We start from the raw sequence: 14374 nt of genomic DNA on the forward strand, positions 1-14374 counted from the left end.
CGCTCGGATTGTTTTCCCACGATAACCCATGACAGAAAGTGCAGGTTCGGGAGCCGACGCCGTCCGGAGCGTGATGGATTTGACCTACGGTCTCTGGCGAAGCCAGACCCTCTACGCCGGGGTCGAGTTGGGCGTCTTCGACGCGGTGGGCGAGGAGCCGACCCCCGCCAGCGACATCGCCGAGGACCTCGATTTGGACCCCGACCAGTCGTACAGGCTCCTCCGGGCGCTGGACTCGCTCGACTTGCTGGACGAGCGCGAAGGGAGAGAATTTACGCTGACTCCGGAAGGAACCCTCCTGCGCTCGGACCACCCGGCCTCGCTGAGCGGCGTGGTCGAAATCGTCAACTCGCCGGACTTCGTCACGCCGTGGAACCAGATTCCCGACTTCGTTCGGGAAGGAGGCCCGACTCCCTTCGAGCGCGAACACGGCGAGGGTCTGTTCGAGCGCACCAGCGAGGACCCCGAGTTCGCCGAGTTGTTCAACAGCGGGATGAGCAGTCTCACGCAGGTCCAGTCCGAGGCCATCCTGCAGGTCCTCGCGGACTACGACTTCGAGTCGGTCTCGCACGTCTGCGACGTGGCTGGCGGCCGGGGCTACATGCTCTGTAAACTCCTCGCTGAGTTCCCGCACCTCGAAGGCACCGTCCTCGACCTGCCGAGTACCGAGGGCCTCGTGGCCCCGAAACTGGGCGTCGAGGACCGATGCACCCTCGTCGGCGGCGACATGTTCGAGTCGGTGCCCGAGGCCGACCGCTACACCCTCAAGCACGTCCTGCACGACTGGGGCGACGACGAGTACGTCCAGATTCTCTCGACCGTCCGCGAGAGCGCCCCGGACGACGCCCGCGTCCTCATCATCGAGCCGGTCGTGGGACCCAACGGCGGCGACTTCCCGAAGCTCTACGACATGTACATGATGAGCAGCGTCGAGGGCCGCGTCCGGACCGACGACGAACACGCCGACCTGCTGGCGGAAGCCGGATGGGAGCGCGTCTCGACCCGCGCCGACGACAGCGGGATGGTGACGGTCATCGAAGTCGAGAAGGCCCGAGAAGAATAACAACTGGGTACTAACGACTGGCGTGCGAATCCATCGCATGTTTTTCTCACGCGTGCGCGCCCGAACGGGTGTTTTTTTATGCCGGGGGTTCGTACCACTTGCCAAGATGTTTAAGGCTATCGTGAGCGCCGACACGCTCAAGGATACTATCGACTCTGTGAGCGTGCTGGTGGACGAGTGTAAAATCCACCTCGAAGAGGACGGTCTGGCTATTCGCGCGGTAGACCCCGCCAACGTGGGGATGGTGGACCTCGAACTCGACGCCTCTGCCTTCGAGTCCTACGAGGCCGACGGCGGCATCATCGGCGTCAACCTCGACCGACTCGAAGACATCGCGGGCATGGCCAGCGGCGACCAGCCGGTTCACCTCGAACTCGACGAGGAGACCCGCAAGCTCCACATCCAAATCGACGGCCTCGAATACACCCTCGCGCTCATCGACCCCGACTCGATTCGGCAGGAACCCGACATTCCGGACCTCGACCTCCCCGCCGAAATCGTCGTCGAGGGCAAGGACATCGACCGCTCGGTCACGGCCGCCGACATGGTCAGCGACCACATCGCGCTGGCGGTTGACGCCGACGAGGAGACCTTCATCGTGGAGGCCGAGGGCGACACCGACGACGTGCGCCTCGAACTCGACCGCGAGGACCTCGTGGACCTGCAGGCCGGTCCCGCCCGGTCGCTGTTCAGCCTCGACTACCTCAAGGACATGAACAAGGCCATTCCGAGCGACGCCGAGGTCCGCGTGGAGCTGGGCGAGGAGTTCCCGGTCAAGATGCACTTCGACATCGCCGAGGGCAAGGGCAACGTGACGTTTATGCTTGCTCCTCGGATTCAGAGCGACTGAATCCGGATTCCCGACAGCTCCGTTTTCTCCCTCAAATCCATACCTGAAGAAGCACTACGTCCTCGTATGTCGCTAGATTCACGCGGCGGGTCCGACGACGCGGAACTCGCCACAATCGTCGGACGCTACGCGCTCGGAGAGTTGACGCTCGGGGAGGCCGCCGAGCGCGCCGACGTGTCCAAAATTCGGATGCAAGAGATTCTGAACGAGGCAGGTGTGGAGTTGCGACTCGGGCCGGAGACGAGTGAGGACGCGCGGAGCGAGGTAGATGTTGCCCGACGAGCAAACGAGTGAGGGACCGACGCCAATCGTCTTCGACACGACTGTCCTCTCGAACTTCGCTCGAAGTCGTTCGGTTAGCTGGTTAGTCAGCGCGACTGCGATTCCGGTTACCGTTCCCGCCGTCGAGCGAGAACTCCGACGACGACGAGACGAGGGGGTACGATTATCTTCAACCGGCACTCGATTGGCTACGGCACGGTGAATCAGCACCGGATGACTCCGTGGACGAGATGACTGTAGAAGCGGCCGACAAGTGGCTCGAAGCGTGGGAGCGAGCAGGCTATCGCTCGCCGGTCGAGAGCGTCGCGGAACTGACCGATTAGAGACTCCGGTCGATGACCGACTTGGCGGCCTCGGCCTTCTCCTTCCACCCGTATCCCGACTCGTAGACGTGGCGCTTCTTGTTCACGAGTTCCTCAGGCGAAGCCTCCTCGAAGCCCCCGCGAGTCCACGTCCCCGTGTTGCGGAGCCAATCCACCACGCGCTCGCGGGTCTCCTCCCACGAGAGGCCGACCATCTCGTACCACGCTATCATGGCGAAGACGGCGTTGTCGTGGGCACCCGGCACCGACCCCTTCCGGGCGACGGTCTTGATGGGTTCGATGGTCGGCTCGGTGACGTGTTCCTTGTACTCCTCGGCGGTGAGGAGTTCGAGGTGCCCCTGCTCGTCCTCCACGACGCGCTGTTCGCGCTGGAGGCGGTCCAACGCGGCCTGATGGAGGTTGCTCCACCGGCCGTGGACCGCGTTCCGGAGCGCGTCGTCGGGGAGCGGGTCGCCCGACAGCACCGCCACGATGTCGGTGTAGGCCTTCTCGATGTCGGACCACGTCGCGCCCTCGAACTCGCAGTCCGGGCCGTGGAGGTTGCTCGTCGTCCGGCAGTCTGGGCAGGGGTAGTCGAACCGCGGCACGACTCGGACTGTTGCTTTGGGGGTACAAAATTGGTCTGATTCCGTTCTGCTCGGTGTCGATGGTGCTTGGACGCGTCCAGACCGTTTCTCAACGGAAACTGATGGCTCGACGGAAGGCTGACGATTCTGGACCAGAGCGAGACGAAGTGGCCGAGTCGAAGAAGCTAGCTACTGCCGACTCACAGGAGTCACCGCGGCCGCACCGCAACCGCAAGCCTCACGCCTCCCCAACCTCGTCGGCCGCCAACGGCGGCCGACTCCCTCGCACGCGAGGCGCGACGCCGAGGCGTCGTGCCCACGTGCGCCGAGGTTCGAACCTCACAGAACGCAACCAACCAGCTTCAGACACATGTACCAATGTTAAGACAGCATATAGGATTTTCAGGACGATAATATATTTCTTGGTGCCGAGCCACGTTCCCGTCACCGAAGTTTAAGCCCCGTCGTTCCGAGACCCGACTATGGACGGAACCGGAGCAGTCGAAGCAATCCACCTCGCGCCCGAGTCGGGCGCGGACACCGAGGAGGCCGAATCGGTCGAGGCAGTCGCTGGCGAGGGCCTGCGCGAGGACCGTCACTTCGGGACCGACGGGGCCGACCTGACGCTCATCGAGGCCGAGGCGCTCGACGCCGCCGCGGGCGAGGACGGAGACGACGGAGACGGTATCGACCTCCGAGACGGGAAACACCGCCGGAACCTCACGACCAGCGACGCCGCGCTCAACCACCTCGTCGGCGAGCGATTCCGGGTCGGCGAGGTCGTCTGCGAGGGCACCGCGCTCTGCGAACCCTGCGGTCACCTCGAATCGCTGACCGACGAGGGTGCGATTTCGGCGCTGGTCCACCGCGGCGGCCTCGAAGCCGACATCGTGGAGTCGGGTGAAATTTCGGTCGGCGACGAAATCGAACCGCGCTGAAACGGACCGACCGCGGCCCCGTCAGTTCCACGCCGCGTCGTCGGGGTCCACGAGACGCTCGCGCTCCTCGATGGCGTCGATGCGGGCGACCTCCTCGTCGGAGAGCGTCGGAGCCTCGAAGTTGGCCCGGAGGTGGTCCTCGCCGGTTGCCTTCGGAATCGGGACCACGCCGTCGCGCTGGTCGAGCCACGCGAGACTGACGGCCTCCGGGGTCGTGTCGTGGGACCCGGCGATTTCGACCAGTTCGTCCACGTCGCCCGCCTCGCCCTGCATCAGCGGCGAGTAGGCGACCACCGTGATGTCGCGCTCCCGGCAGTAGGAGAGCAAGTCGTCTTGGGGGAGCAGGGGGTGCATCTCGACCTGATTCGCCAGAATCGGACTGTCGAGAATCTCGCGGGCCTCGTCGAGCAACTCGGTCGTGAAGTTGCTGACCGCGACGTTCTCGGTCTTCCCGGCCGCTCGCAACTCGTCGAAGACGGGGAGGGTCTCCTCGGCGTCGTAGGCCCGCATGGGCCAGTGGACGTACAGCAGGTCCACGTAGTCCACGCCGAGTCGGTCGAGGCTCTCGTCGGTGGTCTCGCGCACGTCCTCCGGCGCGAGGTTCGCGGGCAGGACCTTCGTTGCGATGAAGACCTCCTCGCGCGGGACCTCGCTGGCCGCGATGCCGTCTCCGACCGCGGCCTCGTTCTCGTACATCTGGGCCGTGTCCACGTGCCGATAGCCGATTTCGAGAGCCTTTCGGACGGTCTCGGCGCAGGTCTCGGGGTCGTCGTTGCCGGACGTGCCGAGGCCCGGACTGGGAATGGTCGTCATAGTCGGTGGGTGTTCGGCCGGAGGGAAAAAGCTACGCGCGGCGGCAACACCGAACGAACAAAAGAGCGAAGGGATAGCACCGGGAAGAGTGGGTATGGCCGAACGTACTCCGTGGGGACTCCTCGGCATCGGCGGACTGGCGAGTCTCTGCTGTATCGGAACCTCGGCGGTCGGCGGGGCCGCGCTGGCGACCGGCGCAATCGCTGGCGGACTCGGCGCTGACCTGGTGCAGGTGCTGGTGACGGTGCTGACCGTCGGCGTGCTGGGGCTGGCGTGGACCCGCTTCGGGCCGGACCCCAAGTGCGAGCGCGAATGAGACCTACCGAATTCGCAACAGCGGATTAATACGAGCCAACAGCCAGATTCTCTATTTCGTCAATTTCTGTGACTTCCAGAATCATTTCCTCTGTTCCGCCATTGATAAAATCTCGTGGGTTCACAGTAGCGAACTCGGTATGAATATCGTTACAGCAAGCTAAGTCGTGAGCCTCGATACAGATTCGACGGTCATCGATTGGAACCATACTAAGTGAGGCCTCAATTCCGTCGTGGCTATTTTCACATTCCCACAGCGTGAGCCTCGAATCTAGCTTTTGCTTTTGTTCAAGTGGGAAGGATTCAATTTCGCGGGCCAGTGTTCGGAGTCGGTCGCATAGCTCGTCTTTCTGTATGAAATTCCCTACTCCTTCACCGTAAAAATCGTACAGAAACTGGTGTGCGTCGTTGGTCCGACTCAGAACCCGGTTCTGTAGTCGGTCCAACTCCATCGGGCCGAGATTATCGTCACAGTCTGCCCGCTTTATGTCTCGGACGTGTTCTCGTACAGCATTCGCAAGTCGCCGACTCACTTTCTGTTTCGCGTTTTGGTACTCGCTTTCGACGGTATCGCTGATGAACAACTTGGCCTCTGTATTCTCCTCAAGATACTCTCGACAGTTACGATGATGGTCGTCAAGTAAGATGCAGTAGCCGATTACGACCCCGGTATCGAGAAATGAAGCCCAGCACATGAGTTAAAACATATCTCGGACGGTTTCGGAGTAGGATTCTGCGACATCGTTTAGTACATCGCTTTGGCATCGGTTGGTGAGCCTCTCGTTTCGTATTTCGGCGAGTCTTTCTCTAAACTCGCGTTTCGCGTTCTCACGTTGCTCAACCCATCGCATCTTCTGCTCTTGAGGAGTATTTTGTTCGTGTTGGAGTCGGAGTTCGACTTTGCTGAACGTTTCCCAGAAGTCACGTAGAAGTCCTTCCGCTTCGTCAAAGGCAGTTTCTTGCTCGATGAGGAGTCGCATCGTGTCTTCCCATTCGAGGAAAACATCGTACATCTCCTCGTATTGATCTTCGGGGTACGAAATCAAAGCATCGTCTAGTAGCTCTAAGGCCTCGGATTCAGGGGAATAAGACGACTTACCCGAGACGAAACTATCCAGTGTCGTGCTTTGTCGGTCGGTTTCGGTAATGAAACTCCGGAAATCATCGAAGGCGATGATGAATTTCGTTGGCGCATGCTCCCGGTACTGGTATTCTTTCAGCTCGTCCGTTCGCTCGTTAGCAAAGTTGCTCGCTAGCCTGCGAGCGACTTCGTGGATGTCGCGTCGTACATTCTCCTCGACTGAGAAGGTATCAGAAGATATTCCGGGCGAGAGTTCAATCGCCTTGCCGTCCCACGGAGCGTCTGTAGTCGTATAGAAGCCATCGTTCAAGGGCGTCTCGTTCAAGACCTCCCCATACATGTACCAGTATCGGGGGAGTCCGATATCTCGGTCGTACTCTTCGGAGAGGATTCGGTCGGCGATTGGGGAAATTTTGAGAAATTGAGTACGAGTAATACTTCGCCCGTCGTGCTGAGCTTCGTCAAGTTCCACGAGGAGCTGATAGCACAGGAAATCGCGCGCACCGTACTCTGTTTGCTCCTCGCTACTCATCAGTTCTATCGTAAATAGACTATCAAACGCTAAAATACTTATTGATAGCTGATTCTCGTAGCAATCGCAGATACGTGGAATTTATCGCTTCTTCTGCCGATGACACGGTATACTAACTCACTCGAACCGGCCCGTCTCCGCACCGCACTCCTCGCAAATCGTCACGAGACCCGCGCCCTCGTCGGCGCGCTGGACGGTGTTGGAGGTTCGGTCGCCGCAGTCCGAGCACTCTCGGCGCAAGTCGAGGTCACCACTCTCCTGCGGGGCACCGAGTGCCAGCGCGACGGCGCGCGAGTCGTTTTCTGCTTCGTTGACGCCGCGCTGGTACTCGCCGGGCGCGAACCGCACGAGTTCGCCGGAGGAGACTTCGACCTGACCCTCCTCGGTCTCGAACGTGACCGTTCCCGACTGGACGTAGAAGACCTCCTCTTGGTCGGAGTGGGCGTGATAGCCGAACGCGAAGCTATCGCCGGGCGCGAGTTCGAAGTAGTTGACCGCGAGGTCTGTCGCGCCGAGTGCGGTCGTGAGCGGTCGCTTCACGTCGGCGGGACCGGCGCGGGACTCGACCTCCTCGACTCGGACCTTCTCCATGGCGAGGAGTCGCGCTTCATAGTATATAAATCATTGCGGCGAGTCGTCAGAAGGTGGTCGGGGAACCCGCCACGTATAGCGGTTTTAGCCCAGCCTAAACCGGAATCGACTCGATACATTTAACCAGAGGGAGTTGATTTAAGTACCTTCCCGCTGTGGCTAGGGGTAGGTGAACGGTAATGGCCATTGACCCGCAATTCCACGAAAACCGCGAGAAGGTAGACGACCACGAGGGCCACGACGTGTGGGGTCCCGTAGACGAACCGGAGAAACTGGGCATCCACGGCACCCACGTCGCCGTGGACTTCGACCTCTGCATCGCCGACGGCGCGTGTCTGGAGGACTGCCCGGTGGACGTCTTCGAGTGGGTCGACACGCCGGACCACCCCGAGAGCGAGCGCAAGGCCGACCCCGCCAACGAGGCCCAGTGCATCGACTGCATGCTCTGCGTGGACGTCTGTCCGGTAGACGCCATCGACGTGGACGCGGGCCGGGCCTAATCGGGCATTTTTCTTTCGGAGAACGAGCGTTTCGGAGTCGCTACTCTGGCCTGTCCACGTCCAACTCTTGGCGGAGATACGCCAGCGCGTCGGTGTCCGCGAGGTACTCGAACTGCTCGCGGAAGTGCGTGTCGCAGAGGCCGACCTGCACGCCGTTCAGTTCGGGGGCGAACGACGCTTCCCGGTCGCAGTAGTGACACCGCATATCATGGACTACTTCCTCACGGAATTTAACCCCTGTGTTTAGTCTGCCGAGGGTGTCCGATTTCGGAGAGAAACCGGCCGGTACCTCGCGTCAGCCGGTTTGATTTGCCGTTTCGTGAATTGTCTCAGTCCACGGGACGCGCTCGAGATTCCAGTCCACGGGACGCGCTGGAGGACAAACCGCGTCCTCCAAGCCCTGCCTCACTTCGTTCGGCAGGACGCCGCCCTCGCGCAGAACTGTGCGAGGGCGGCGGGGGGTCCGTGGCGCGGAGCGGTAGCGGTGCGGTTCCGCTCGCTCCCTCAACCCAGCATATAATATACAATGTTAAAGCAATAAAAACGAGTTCTAAAGCAATCTATAGATTGACCGAGGAGCGGAAGTGGCGATACTCCGGTTTCGACAATCCGGCCTTACCGAGTTCGTGGTCGTGGGCGTCGCTCCCGCCGGTCGGAATCAAGTCGTGTTCGGCGATGGCGCGCTCGACGGGCCGAGCGTCCACGTCCTCGCCGTAGGGGTAGTATCGCTCCACGGCGTCCAACTCGCGGGTCAACTCCAGCGCGGCCTCGGGGTCGTCGTAGCGATACGGGTGGGCCAGTCCGACCAGTCCGCAGGCGTCTTTCAGGAGTTCCGCGCCGCGCTCGAAGGAGGTCACGTCGCGGGCGACGAAGCAGGGGCCGTCGTTGCCGATGAGGTCGTCGAACACCGCGCTCGGTTCGTCGTAGCCGGTCTCGGGGTGGTCCACGACGGCGCGGGCGACGTGAGGCCGACCCAATCCCTCGCGCGCTTCGAGGCCGAGGTCCACGCCGAGGTGCTCCTCGACGTTGGCGATTATCTTCCGGCCGCGCTCCTTGCGGTCGGTCTGGATGCGTTCGAGTTCGTCCACGAGGTCCGGCGTGGGCGTGACGCCGTAGCCCAGCAGGTCCACGCGCTCGCCGCCGTCGGGTTCGACGCGCAGTTCGATACCGTGGACCACCGTCACGCCCTCGAACGCCGTGACGGGCGTCGGCAGTTCCGGGTGGAGTCGGTCGTGGTCGGTTATCGCCACGACCGAGACGCCCGCGTCACGGGCGGCCTCGGGCACCTCCGACAGTCGCATCTCGCCGTCGGAGTTGGTCGTGTGGACGTGAAGGTCCGCGAAGACGCTCATACCCCCAGATTGATTCCGGCCTCCGAAAACGCTTCGCTATCCCGAGGAGGACCTTAGTTTCCTTAAATTCCTCATTACTCATACGCAGCAAGGTTTATCATTAACTTTGATGTAGATGTTGTCGATGACGTTGCAACAGGCGTCCGAACTGCTCCGCCAACACGAATATCCCGCGACGACCGACCAACTCACCGAGACCTACGGCGACTACGAACTCGAACTGGCGAACGGGACCGAGACCATCGGCGAGGTATTCGCCCGCGTCGAGTCCGAGACCTGCGGCACCTCGACTGAAGCCGAAGAACTCCTCTACTCGGCAGTCAGCGGCAAGGCCATCGGTCGCAAGGGGTACAGCGACCGCGACCCGACGACGCTCGGGACGATGGGTCCGGGGCAGGTCTCCTTCTAAACGACCTTTTTATTGCGAGAGCAGTCGCCTGTGGCGACTGCTCTCGATAAAAAGCTCGACCAAAAACACCGGAAGACAAACCGCGTCTTCCGAGCAGTCGGTCGCTTCGCTCCCGACGACACGGCGTCACCCCCTCACGAGCGCCGAAGGCGCTCGTTCGAGGGATTCCTTGGTCCGCTCGCTCACGTTCGTTCGCTCGCGGTAGAATCGCTGGCGGGCGACAGCACCGCTACCGCACCGCCACTGCACCGCGCCGCAACCGCTACCGCGCCGCAACCGCTACCGCGTCGCAACCGCTACCGCGCCGCAACCGCTAGCGACCAGTTCTATCTCTCACACCCAGTCGATAGCGCCGCCGAGGTCCAGCGGGAGCGCCCCCTCGCGGTAGCCCTCGATTCGGCCCGAGGGGCGAGCGCGGAAGACGACCGCGGGCCGATGGCGGACGCTCGGTTGCTCGCCCCGGACCGCGGCCCACTCGTCGTCGCGGAAGCCCGAGCAGTCCACGAACAGGACCGCGCCGCCGCCGTGCTTCTGGAGCTGACCCGAGGTCTTGGTCTCGGCCGTCTCGCGCACCGCCGCAGTCGGCGTGTCGGCGTGGCGTCGGGTCGGCGGTCTGGGGCGCGTAATCTCGACCAGCGGGGCTTCGCTGCCATTTCCCTCCTCGGGAGTAGCCTGAAAGTCGAGCGAGTGGCCGGTCGTGACCTCGATTTCGGGCGTGACCTCGTATCCGGCGTCGGTGAGGACCTTCGCCCCGGTGAACTCGCTCATCGCCGAGGCCATCCGCACGGGGTCCACCTGCGGACTCGTCCCGAGTTTCGACGCCATCTCGTACCGGTGGTCGTCCAAGACCCCGGTGGAGAGGAACCGGTCGTAGAACGACAGCGCCTCGTCGCGGGCCGCGTCGGGGAACCCCATCGCGTGTTCCCGGAAGAACTTCCGGGAGGAGTCGCTCCCGTCCTTCGAGAACAGAACCGGGAGGAAGAACCACGAGAGGTGGTCGTACTCGGCCAGCCACGGGTCCTCGACTTGGAGGTCGGCCAGCAGTTCGCGCTGTGCCCACCGGGCCACTTGGTAGGGTATCTCGTCGAAGGTGTACTTCTCGGTGCGCCAGAGCGCGGAGGGCGTCTCGGTGTTGCCGAGCCAAAATGCTTCGTCGTCCGACCACGCGAACAGCGCGAGGTCGCCGTTGCCCATCTCGATACGGCGCGTCCGGTAGCCCGACGGCCCGACGTAGTGGGGCGTCAGCAGTTGCGCGCCGAACTTCCCGTCCAGCGGTTCGTAGATGTCGCGTTCGATTCTATCGTCAGTCCACCGCTCCGTGGAGCGGCGAAAGCGGAGCGGACTCGCCACGTTCGACAGTAGTCACGCGAGGAATTTACCTCTTGTGTCGACGAGAGTCGGTCGTCCCGCGACCGGCCGCGACCAGCCACGACGTGACTCACCCAGCCGTCGCTATCTTGACCTGTTTTCGAGGAGCGAAAAGAACGTAATTGTCCGTTACATTCATTACTAACCCACGCCAACCTATGAGTGTGGTTACCATGTCAATGGGTGCCTATGACGAAGACGAACACGAACGCCGTGAGCGCAAGAACAACACCGTCGATGTCAGCGAGGACGACGACCGGACGACCTATCACGGCTCCGTAGAGTACGATTCGGGCGACTCCGCCGAAGCGCTCATCGACCAGTTCGAGGAGATCAAGTCGGGTAAATAGCGCATTACTGATTCTACTGCGTGCTAACGCGGTGTATCGACCGTCGTAATTTCCAGCTTGTCGATAGATTTACTCGCCCCAACCGGGAGTCCCGGGAGCGCCGCGCTCGTTCTCGACTCGCTCGGCTAGTGTAGGGTCCGGAGCCGCCGAACCAACCTCGCCAGCGCGCTCCTCCCAGTCGGCGATGGCGCGTCCGACCCACGAATCGGCCTCGCGGGCCTCGGCGAGCGCCGAGTCGAATTTCTCCTCGGCAATCGTCGTCGTGCCGGGCGCGGACGACACCGCCGCCGCGGTGAACAGCGCGCGGTCCTCGGCGGTGAGTTCGCCGGACTCGGCGCGTGCGACGACGCCCTCCAGTCGCTCGGGGTCGGGGAAGACGAACACCTTCTGTCCGACGACCTGCGGGCCGAACAGGAACCCCGAGAGGTCCTCGGGCGGTTCGCCGTCGAGCAGACGGTCGCCCCCGAAGGAGTTCTCGACGCGCTCGCACTCGGTCTCGTGTTCCAGTTCGAGGTTGTGACCGGGGTACTCGGCGCACTCCGTGGGATAGGTCTCGTCGCCGTGAATCCGACACTGGAGCGTCGTCGGGTCGAGGAGGGCGCAGGTCGGGAGCCACGTCGGGTCGGTTTCGAAGGGACCGACCGGCTTGCGAGGCTTCCGGAGACCGAGGAAGAACGCGGGCTTGCCGTCGATGGCCGACAGCGACACGCCGTCGATTTCGACGCCCTCCTCGTCGCGCCAGAGCCGCGGCGTCAGCGCGTCGGCCAGTCCCGCGTCGAGGAGCGCCCGAGCGTCGTCCCGCGTCAGCGGCACGAGGTTGTACGTGTCGTCGAGCGGCTCTCGCGGCCCCCTGCGCTCGTGGTCGCTCGGTTCGGGCGCGATGGCTCGCCAGTCGATGCAACAGCCAGCGCACTCCTCGCAGTTCACGTCCATGACTGTCAGAAGTATGGTTCGTGTTGGCATAAGTCGTCGGGCGCACCGTTATCTTCCGCGAGCGAGTACGGTAGCGTATGGAAACCGAAACCACCGCGGACGGGCGGACCGACGAGACGACCCGGGTCTGGCTGGTCGAGCGCACCTACTCGGACGACGAGCAGAACATCGTCATCCTCGTCTACGCGACTCCGGACGGCGAGCAGTACCTCCGGAAGGAGCGCGCGCTGACCAGTTTCGGCGACAGTCGCCCGACGACCGCCGCGGTCGAGGCCGCGCCCGGCAGTCTCGGCACCGTGGACGACCCCGAGACGCGGCGGCGCTACGCCGAAGAGGCGACTCGCGTGGCCGAGGAACACGAACCCGACGACCGGCTGTAGGCGGACCGGGTTCTAAGAAATCAAATTATCTCCTTTAGAAACGCAGATATCGCTTAAAAGATGGCGCGGTTAGGTCATCGGTCGCACGAAGACGTGGCCGTTGGCGTGGACGTCCACGGCGAACTTGTCGATGGAGAACGAGACGCGGCCGTCGTCCCGCATCGAGCCGCTGCGCGTCGGTTCGAAGAGGTCGTTGAGCGCGTCCGGGTCGATGGCGTCGTAGAGGCGAACGCTCATCTCGGTGGCTGGACAGTCCGACGCCGACTCCAGCGTCTCCAAGATAGTCTGGGCCAGCGTGCCGCCGTCCGCCGGGTCGCAGTAACCGTGGAATACGTTCGGCGAGCTGTTCCCGAGGTCCACCGCAGTCGCAACTAGTGATTCTGGGTCGTACATCCTCTCGTCCCCTCGTCGGCCCCGCGCCGACTCTGATACTCGCTCTCACGACGAACTCCAATATATACGATTCGGAATCCGTCGGCAAGGTTTTGTCGCTCGGGCGACGAGTTCGGGCATGGCCAAAGACACCTGTGACGGGTGCGGCGAGCAGGTCAAAATCGCGGGCGGCATCGCCAATCTCTGGACGCTCGACAGCGACTCGACCGGCGGGATGACCCTGAAGTTCGACGCCGACGGGACCGAACACTTCCTCTGTTTCGAGTGCATCGAGCGACTGCCCGACGACCCGAGTGAGGAGGACGTGGCGGCGCTTCGGAACGAGTGACAAAAGCGGGGAAACGCTATTTCTGCGGCAGTTTCGTATGCCAAACGTTTTTAATACTCGCGTCCGTTAGTTTTAGACGAGGATGCGGCGTTGGCGGTTAGCGTAACGCGCCGCTGCGCCGACGAGGGTAGTGAGGTAGTAGCTCACGACCTGATGACATCCGGTTTTCAGAACTCGTCAAGCAAGTAGCGGCCCACGTTCGAATCAGATATTTGTTCGACCTGCTCTACAAATGGATCGTAACCCGTCGGTTCCGGTTCGGGTGGTGTTCCTCGTCCCAGTAACCAACACAGAACGCGAGTCCGAAGTTTCTGCTCACGAATAGGGCGGAGAGATTCGAGTTCGTAAAGTGGTGTCGGCGTTCCTGCGCTCCGGACCCACGAAGGGTCAAGTCTGTAAACGCTTTCGTGTTGCACCTCTTCGACGGGTACATCATCGACGAGGAGAGAGCGAAGATATCCAGCGATATAATCTGCCGCGTTCGATTGAGGGTACGTTCGGTCCGCGTCTTGAAGGAACACGGGATACACCGGACAGATATTCTGTTGAAAGCTGGGGTCGAAATCCATTGCAAGCTGTTTTCGCAGAGATTCGTCGTACGAACTGTAGCTATCTCGCTTTCCGTCGTGTAGAAGGACGGCAGGGTCGTTTTCACCCGAGAATATTCCGTGGTCGATAGCCGTAGTAATCGCCTTCTTGACAGAAACACTTACCGAGGCCGCTCTCTTGGAGTGGTCGAGTCCGTCTGTGCAGACGATTGCGGCCCACGTAATCGAGGTCGTCGCAAGGTCTTCGAGAAACGAACAGACTCGTTGCCTGCGTTCGACTGGACTGACTGGCCCGTGCCGGACAATAGTAGAAGACTTATATCGGAACGGTTCGAGACCGTTTTCGACCATTTTCCGAACCAACGTCGTGTCGGTCCGTCGGTGAGTTCGGACGGCTACGGTGACGCAAACACCATCGTTCGAGGCTTCGTTTCCGGATTCGTCTACTCCGACGAGATG

General features: G+C 62.1%; 20 protein-coding genes. 10 read left to right on the plus strand and 10 right to left on the minus strand.

The features are described 5' to 3' along the window. Positions 1 to 28: 28 nt before the first annotated feature. The 3 genes from EPL01_RS01095 to EPL01_RS01105 all read left to right on the plus strand — a co-directional run bounded on the left by EPL01_RS01095 (position 29) and on the right by EPL01_RS01105 (position 2207). The gene (locus EPL01_RS01095) at positions 29 to 1063 is read left to right on the plus strand and encodes a methyltransferase (protein ID WP_135823415.1); all 1035 of its coding nucleotides are present in this window, start codon (positions 29 to 31) and stop codon (positions 1061 to 1063) included. Positions 1064 to 1169: 106 nt separating this feature from the next. Continuing rightward, on the plus strand, positions 1170 to 1913 hold the full coding sequence (locus EPL01_RS01100) for a DNA polymerase sliding clamp (protein WP_135823416.1): 744 nt from the start codon (positions 1170 to 1172) through the stop codon (positions 1911 to 1913). A 66-nt stretch (positions 1914 to 1979) separates the two neighbouring features. Continuing rightward, a complete protein-coding gene (locus EPL01_RS01105; protein WP_135823417.1) occupies positions 1980 to 2207 on the plus strand; it encodes a UPF0175 family protein in 228 nt (75 codons plus the stop codon). A 307-nt stretch (positions 2208 to 2514) separates the two neighbouring features. Here EPL01_RS01105 and EPL01_RS01110 read toward each other — a convergent pair whose 3' ends face one another. After that, the gene (locus EPL01_RS01110; RefSeq protein ID WP_135823418.1) at positions 2515 to 3105 is read right to left on the minus strand and encodes a DUF7474 family protein; all 591 of its coding nucleotides are present in this window, start codon (positions 3103 to 3105) and stop codon (positions 2515 to 2517) included. A 461-nt stretch (positions 3106 to 3566) separates the two neighbouring features. On the opposite strand from EPL01_RS01110, the gene EPL01_RS01115 reads away from it, so the two are divergent. After that, on the plus strand, positions 3567 to 4022 hold the full coding sequence (locus tag EPL01_RS01115) for an MOSC domain-containing protein (RefSeq protein ID WP_135823419.1): 456 nt from the start codon (positions 3567 to 3569) through the stop codon (positions 4020 to 4022). A gap of 21 nt (positions 4023 to 4043) precedes the next feature. Here the strand turns inward: EPL01_RS01115 and EPL01_RS01120 are convergent, their stop codons facing one another. Continuing rightward, positions 4044 to 4835, minus strand: a complete 792-nt coding sequence (locus EPL01_RS01120; protein ID WP_135823420.1) for an aldo/keto reductase — start codon at positions 4833 to 4835, stop codon at positions 4044 to 4046. Between the two features lie 94 nt (positions 4836 to 4929). On the opposite strand from EPL01_RS01120, the gene EPL01_RS01125 reads away from it, so the two are divergent. Further along, positions 4930 to 5151, plus strand: coding sequence for a hypothetical protein (locus EPL01_RS01125; protein ID WP_135823421.1), 222 nt, complete (start codon positions 4930 to 4932; stop codon positions 5149 to 5151). Positions 5152 to 5848: 697 nt separating this feature from the next. Here the strand turns inward: EPL01_RS01125 and EPL01_RS01130 are convergent. Both EPL01_RS01130 and EPL01_RS01135 read right to left on the minus strand, forming a co-directional pair. Next, a complete protein-coding gene (locus EPL01_RS01130) occupies positions 5849 to 6763 on the minus strand; it encodes a hypothetical protein (RefSeq protein ID WP_135823422.1) in 915 nt (304 codons plus the stop codon). 117 nt (positions 6764 to 6880) lie between these two features. Continuing rightward, complete coding sequence (locus EPL01_RS01135) at positions 6881 to 7354, minus strand: cupin domain-containing protein (protein ID WP_135823423.1); 474 nt, start codon at positions 7352 to 7354, stop codon at positions 6881 to 6883. A 179-nt stretch (positions 7355 to 7533) separates the two neighbouring features. Here EPL01_RS01135 and EPL01_RS01140 point away from each other — a divergent pair, with 179 nt between their 5' ends. After that, complete coding sequence (locus EPL01_RS01140) at positions 7534 to 7854, plus strand: 4Fe-4S dicluster domain-containing protein (RefSeq protein WP_135823424.1); 321 nt, start codon at positions 7534 to 7536, stop codon at positions 7852 to 7854. A 40-nt stretch (positions 7855 to 7894) separates the two neighbouring features. On the opposite strand, the gene EPL01_RS21340 is transcribed toward EPL01_RS01140, so the two are convergent. Together EPL01_RS21340 and EPL01_RS01145 are read right to left on the minus strand one after the other, a co-directional pair. Beyond that, complete coding sequence (locus tag EPL01_RS21340; RefSeq protein WP_168215776.1) at positions 7895 to 8059, minus strand: DUF6757 family protein; 165 nt, start codon at positions 8057 to 8059, stop codon at positions 7895 to 7897. A gap of 355 nt (positions 8060 to 8414) precedes the next feature. Next, positions 8415 to 9206, minus strand: coding sequence for a PHP domain-containing protein (locus EPL01_RS01145; protein ID WP_135823425.1), 792 nt, complete (start codon positions 9204 to 9206; stop codon positions 8415 to 8417). A 124-nt stretch (positions 9207 to 9330) separates the two neighbouring features. On the opposite strand from EPL01_RS01145, the gene EPL01_RS01150 reads away from it, so the two are divergent. Further along, positions 9331 to 9615 (plus strand): DUF5789 family protein, encoded by a 285-nt coding sequence (locus EPL01_RS01150; RefSeq protein WP_135823426.1) that lies wholly within the window; start codon positions 9331 to 9333, stop codon positions 9613 to 9615. 333 nt (positions 9616 to 9948) lie between these two features. Here the strand turns inward: EPL01_RS01150 and EPL01_RS01155 are convergent, their stop codons facing one another. Continuing rightward, positions 9949 to 10965 carry a DUF5784 family protein gene (locus EPL01_RS01155; RefSeq protein WP_135823427.1) on the minus strand — a complete coding sequence of 339 codons (1017 nt, stop codon included), beginning with the start codon at positions 10963 to 10965 and terminating at the stop codon, positions 9949 to 9951. 191 nt (positions 10966 to 11156) lie between these two features. Between EPL01_RS01155 and EPL01_RS01160 the strand changes: the two genes are divergently transcribed. Beyond that, the gene (locus EPL01_RS01160) at positions 11157 to 11333 is read left to right on the plus strand and encodes a DUF5786 family protein (RefSeq protein WP_246045609.1); all 177 of its coding nucleotides are present in this window, start codon (positions 11157 to 11159) and stop codon (positions 11331 to 11333) included. 69 nt (positions 11334 to 11402) lie between these two features. Here EPL01_RS01160 and EPL01_RS01165 read toward each other — a convergent pair whose 3' ends face one another. Beyond that, complete coding sequence (locus EPL01_RS01165; protein WP_135823632.1) at positions 11403 to 12266, minus strand: YkgJ family cysteine cluster protein; 864 nt, start codon at positions 12264 to 12266, stop codon at positions 11403 to 11405. Positions 12267 to 12343: 77 nt separating this feature from the next. Between EPL01_RS01165 and EPL01_RS01170 the strand changes: the two genes are divergently transcribed. Continuing rightward, positions 12344 to 12646: a DUF7967 family protein gene (locus EPL01_RS01170; RefSeq protein ID WP_135823429.1), complete on the plus strand. Its 303-nt coding sequence runs from the start codon at positions 12344 to 12346 to the stop codon at positions 12644 to 12646. A 69-nt stretch (positions 12647 to 12715) separates the two neighbouring features. On the opposite strand, the gene EPL01_RS01175 is transcribed toward EPL01_RS01170, so the two are convergent. Beyond that, positions 12716 to 13039, minus strand: coding sequence for a HalOD1 output domain-containing protein (locus EPL01_RS01175; protein WP_135823430.1), 324 nt, complete (start codon positions 13037 to 13039; stop codon positions 12716 to 12718). Positions 13040 to 13157: 118 nt separating this feature from the next. Between EPL01_RS01175 and EPL01_RS01180 the strand changes: the two genes are divergently transcribed. Continuing rightward, a complete protein-coding gene (locus EPL01_RS01180; protein ID WP_135823431.1) occupies positions 13158 to 13367 on the plus strand; it encodes a DUF7561 family protein in 210 nt (69 codons plus the stop codon). A 167-nt stretch (positions 13368 to 13534) separates the two neighbouring features. Here EPL01_RS01180 and EPL01_RS01185 read toward each other — a convergent pair whose 3' ends face one another. After that, positions 13535 to 14266, minus strand: a complete 732-nt coding sequence (locus tag EPL01_RS01185; RefSeq protein WP_135823432.1) for a hypothetical protein — start codon at positions 14264 to 14266, stop codon at positions 13535 to 13537. Positions 14267 to 14374 lie beyond the last annotated feature (108 nt).

It is taken from the genome of Halorussus ruber, assembly GCF_004765785.1.
GTDB lineage: Archaea > Halobacteriota > Halobacteria > Halobacteriales > Haladaptataceae > Halorussus > Halorussus ruber.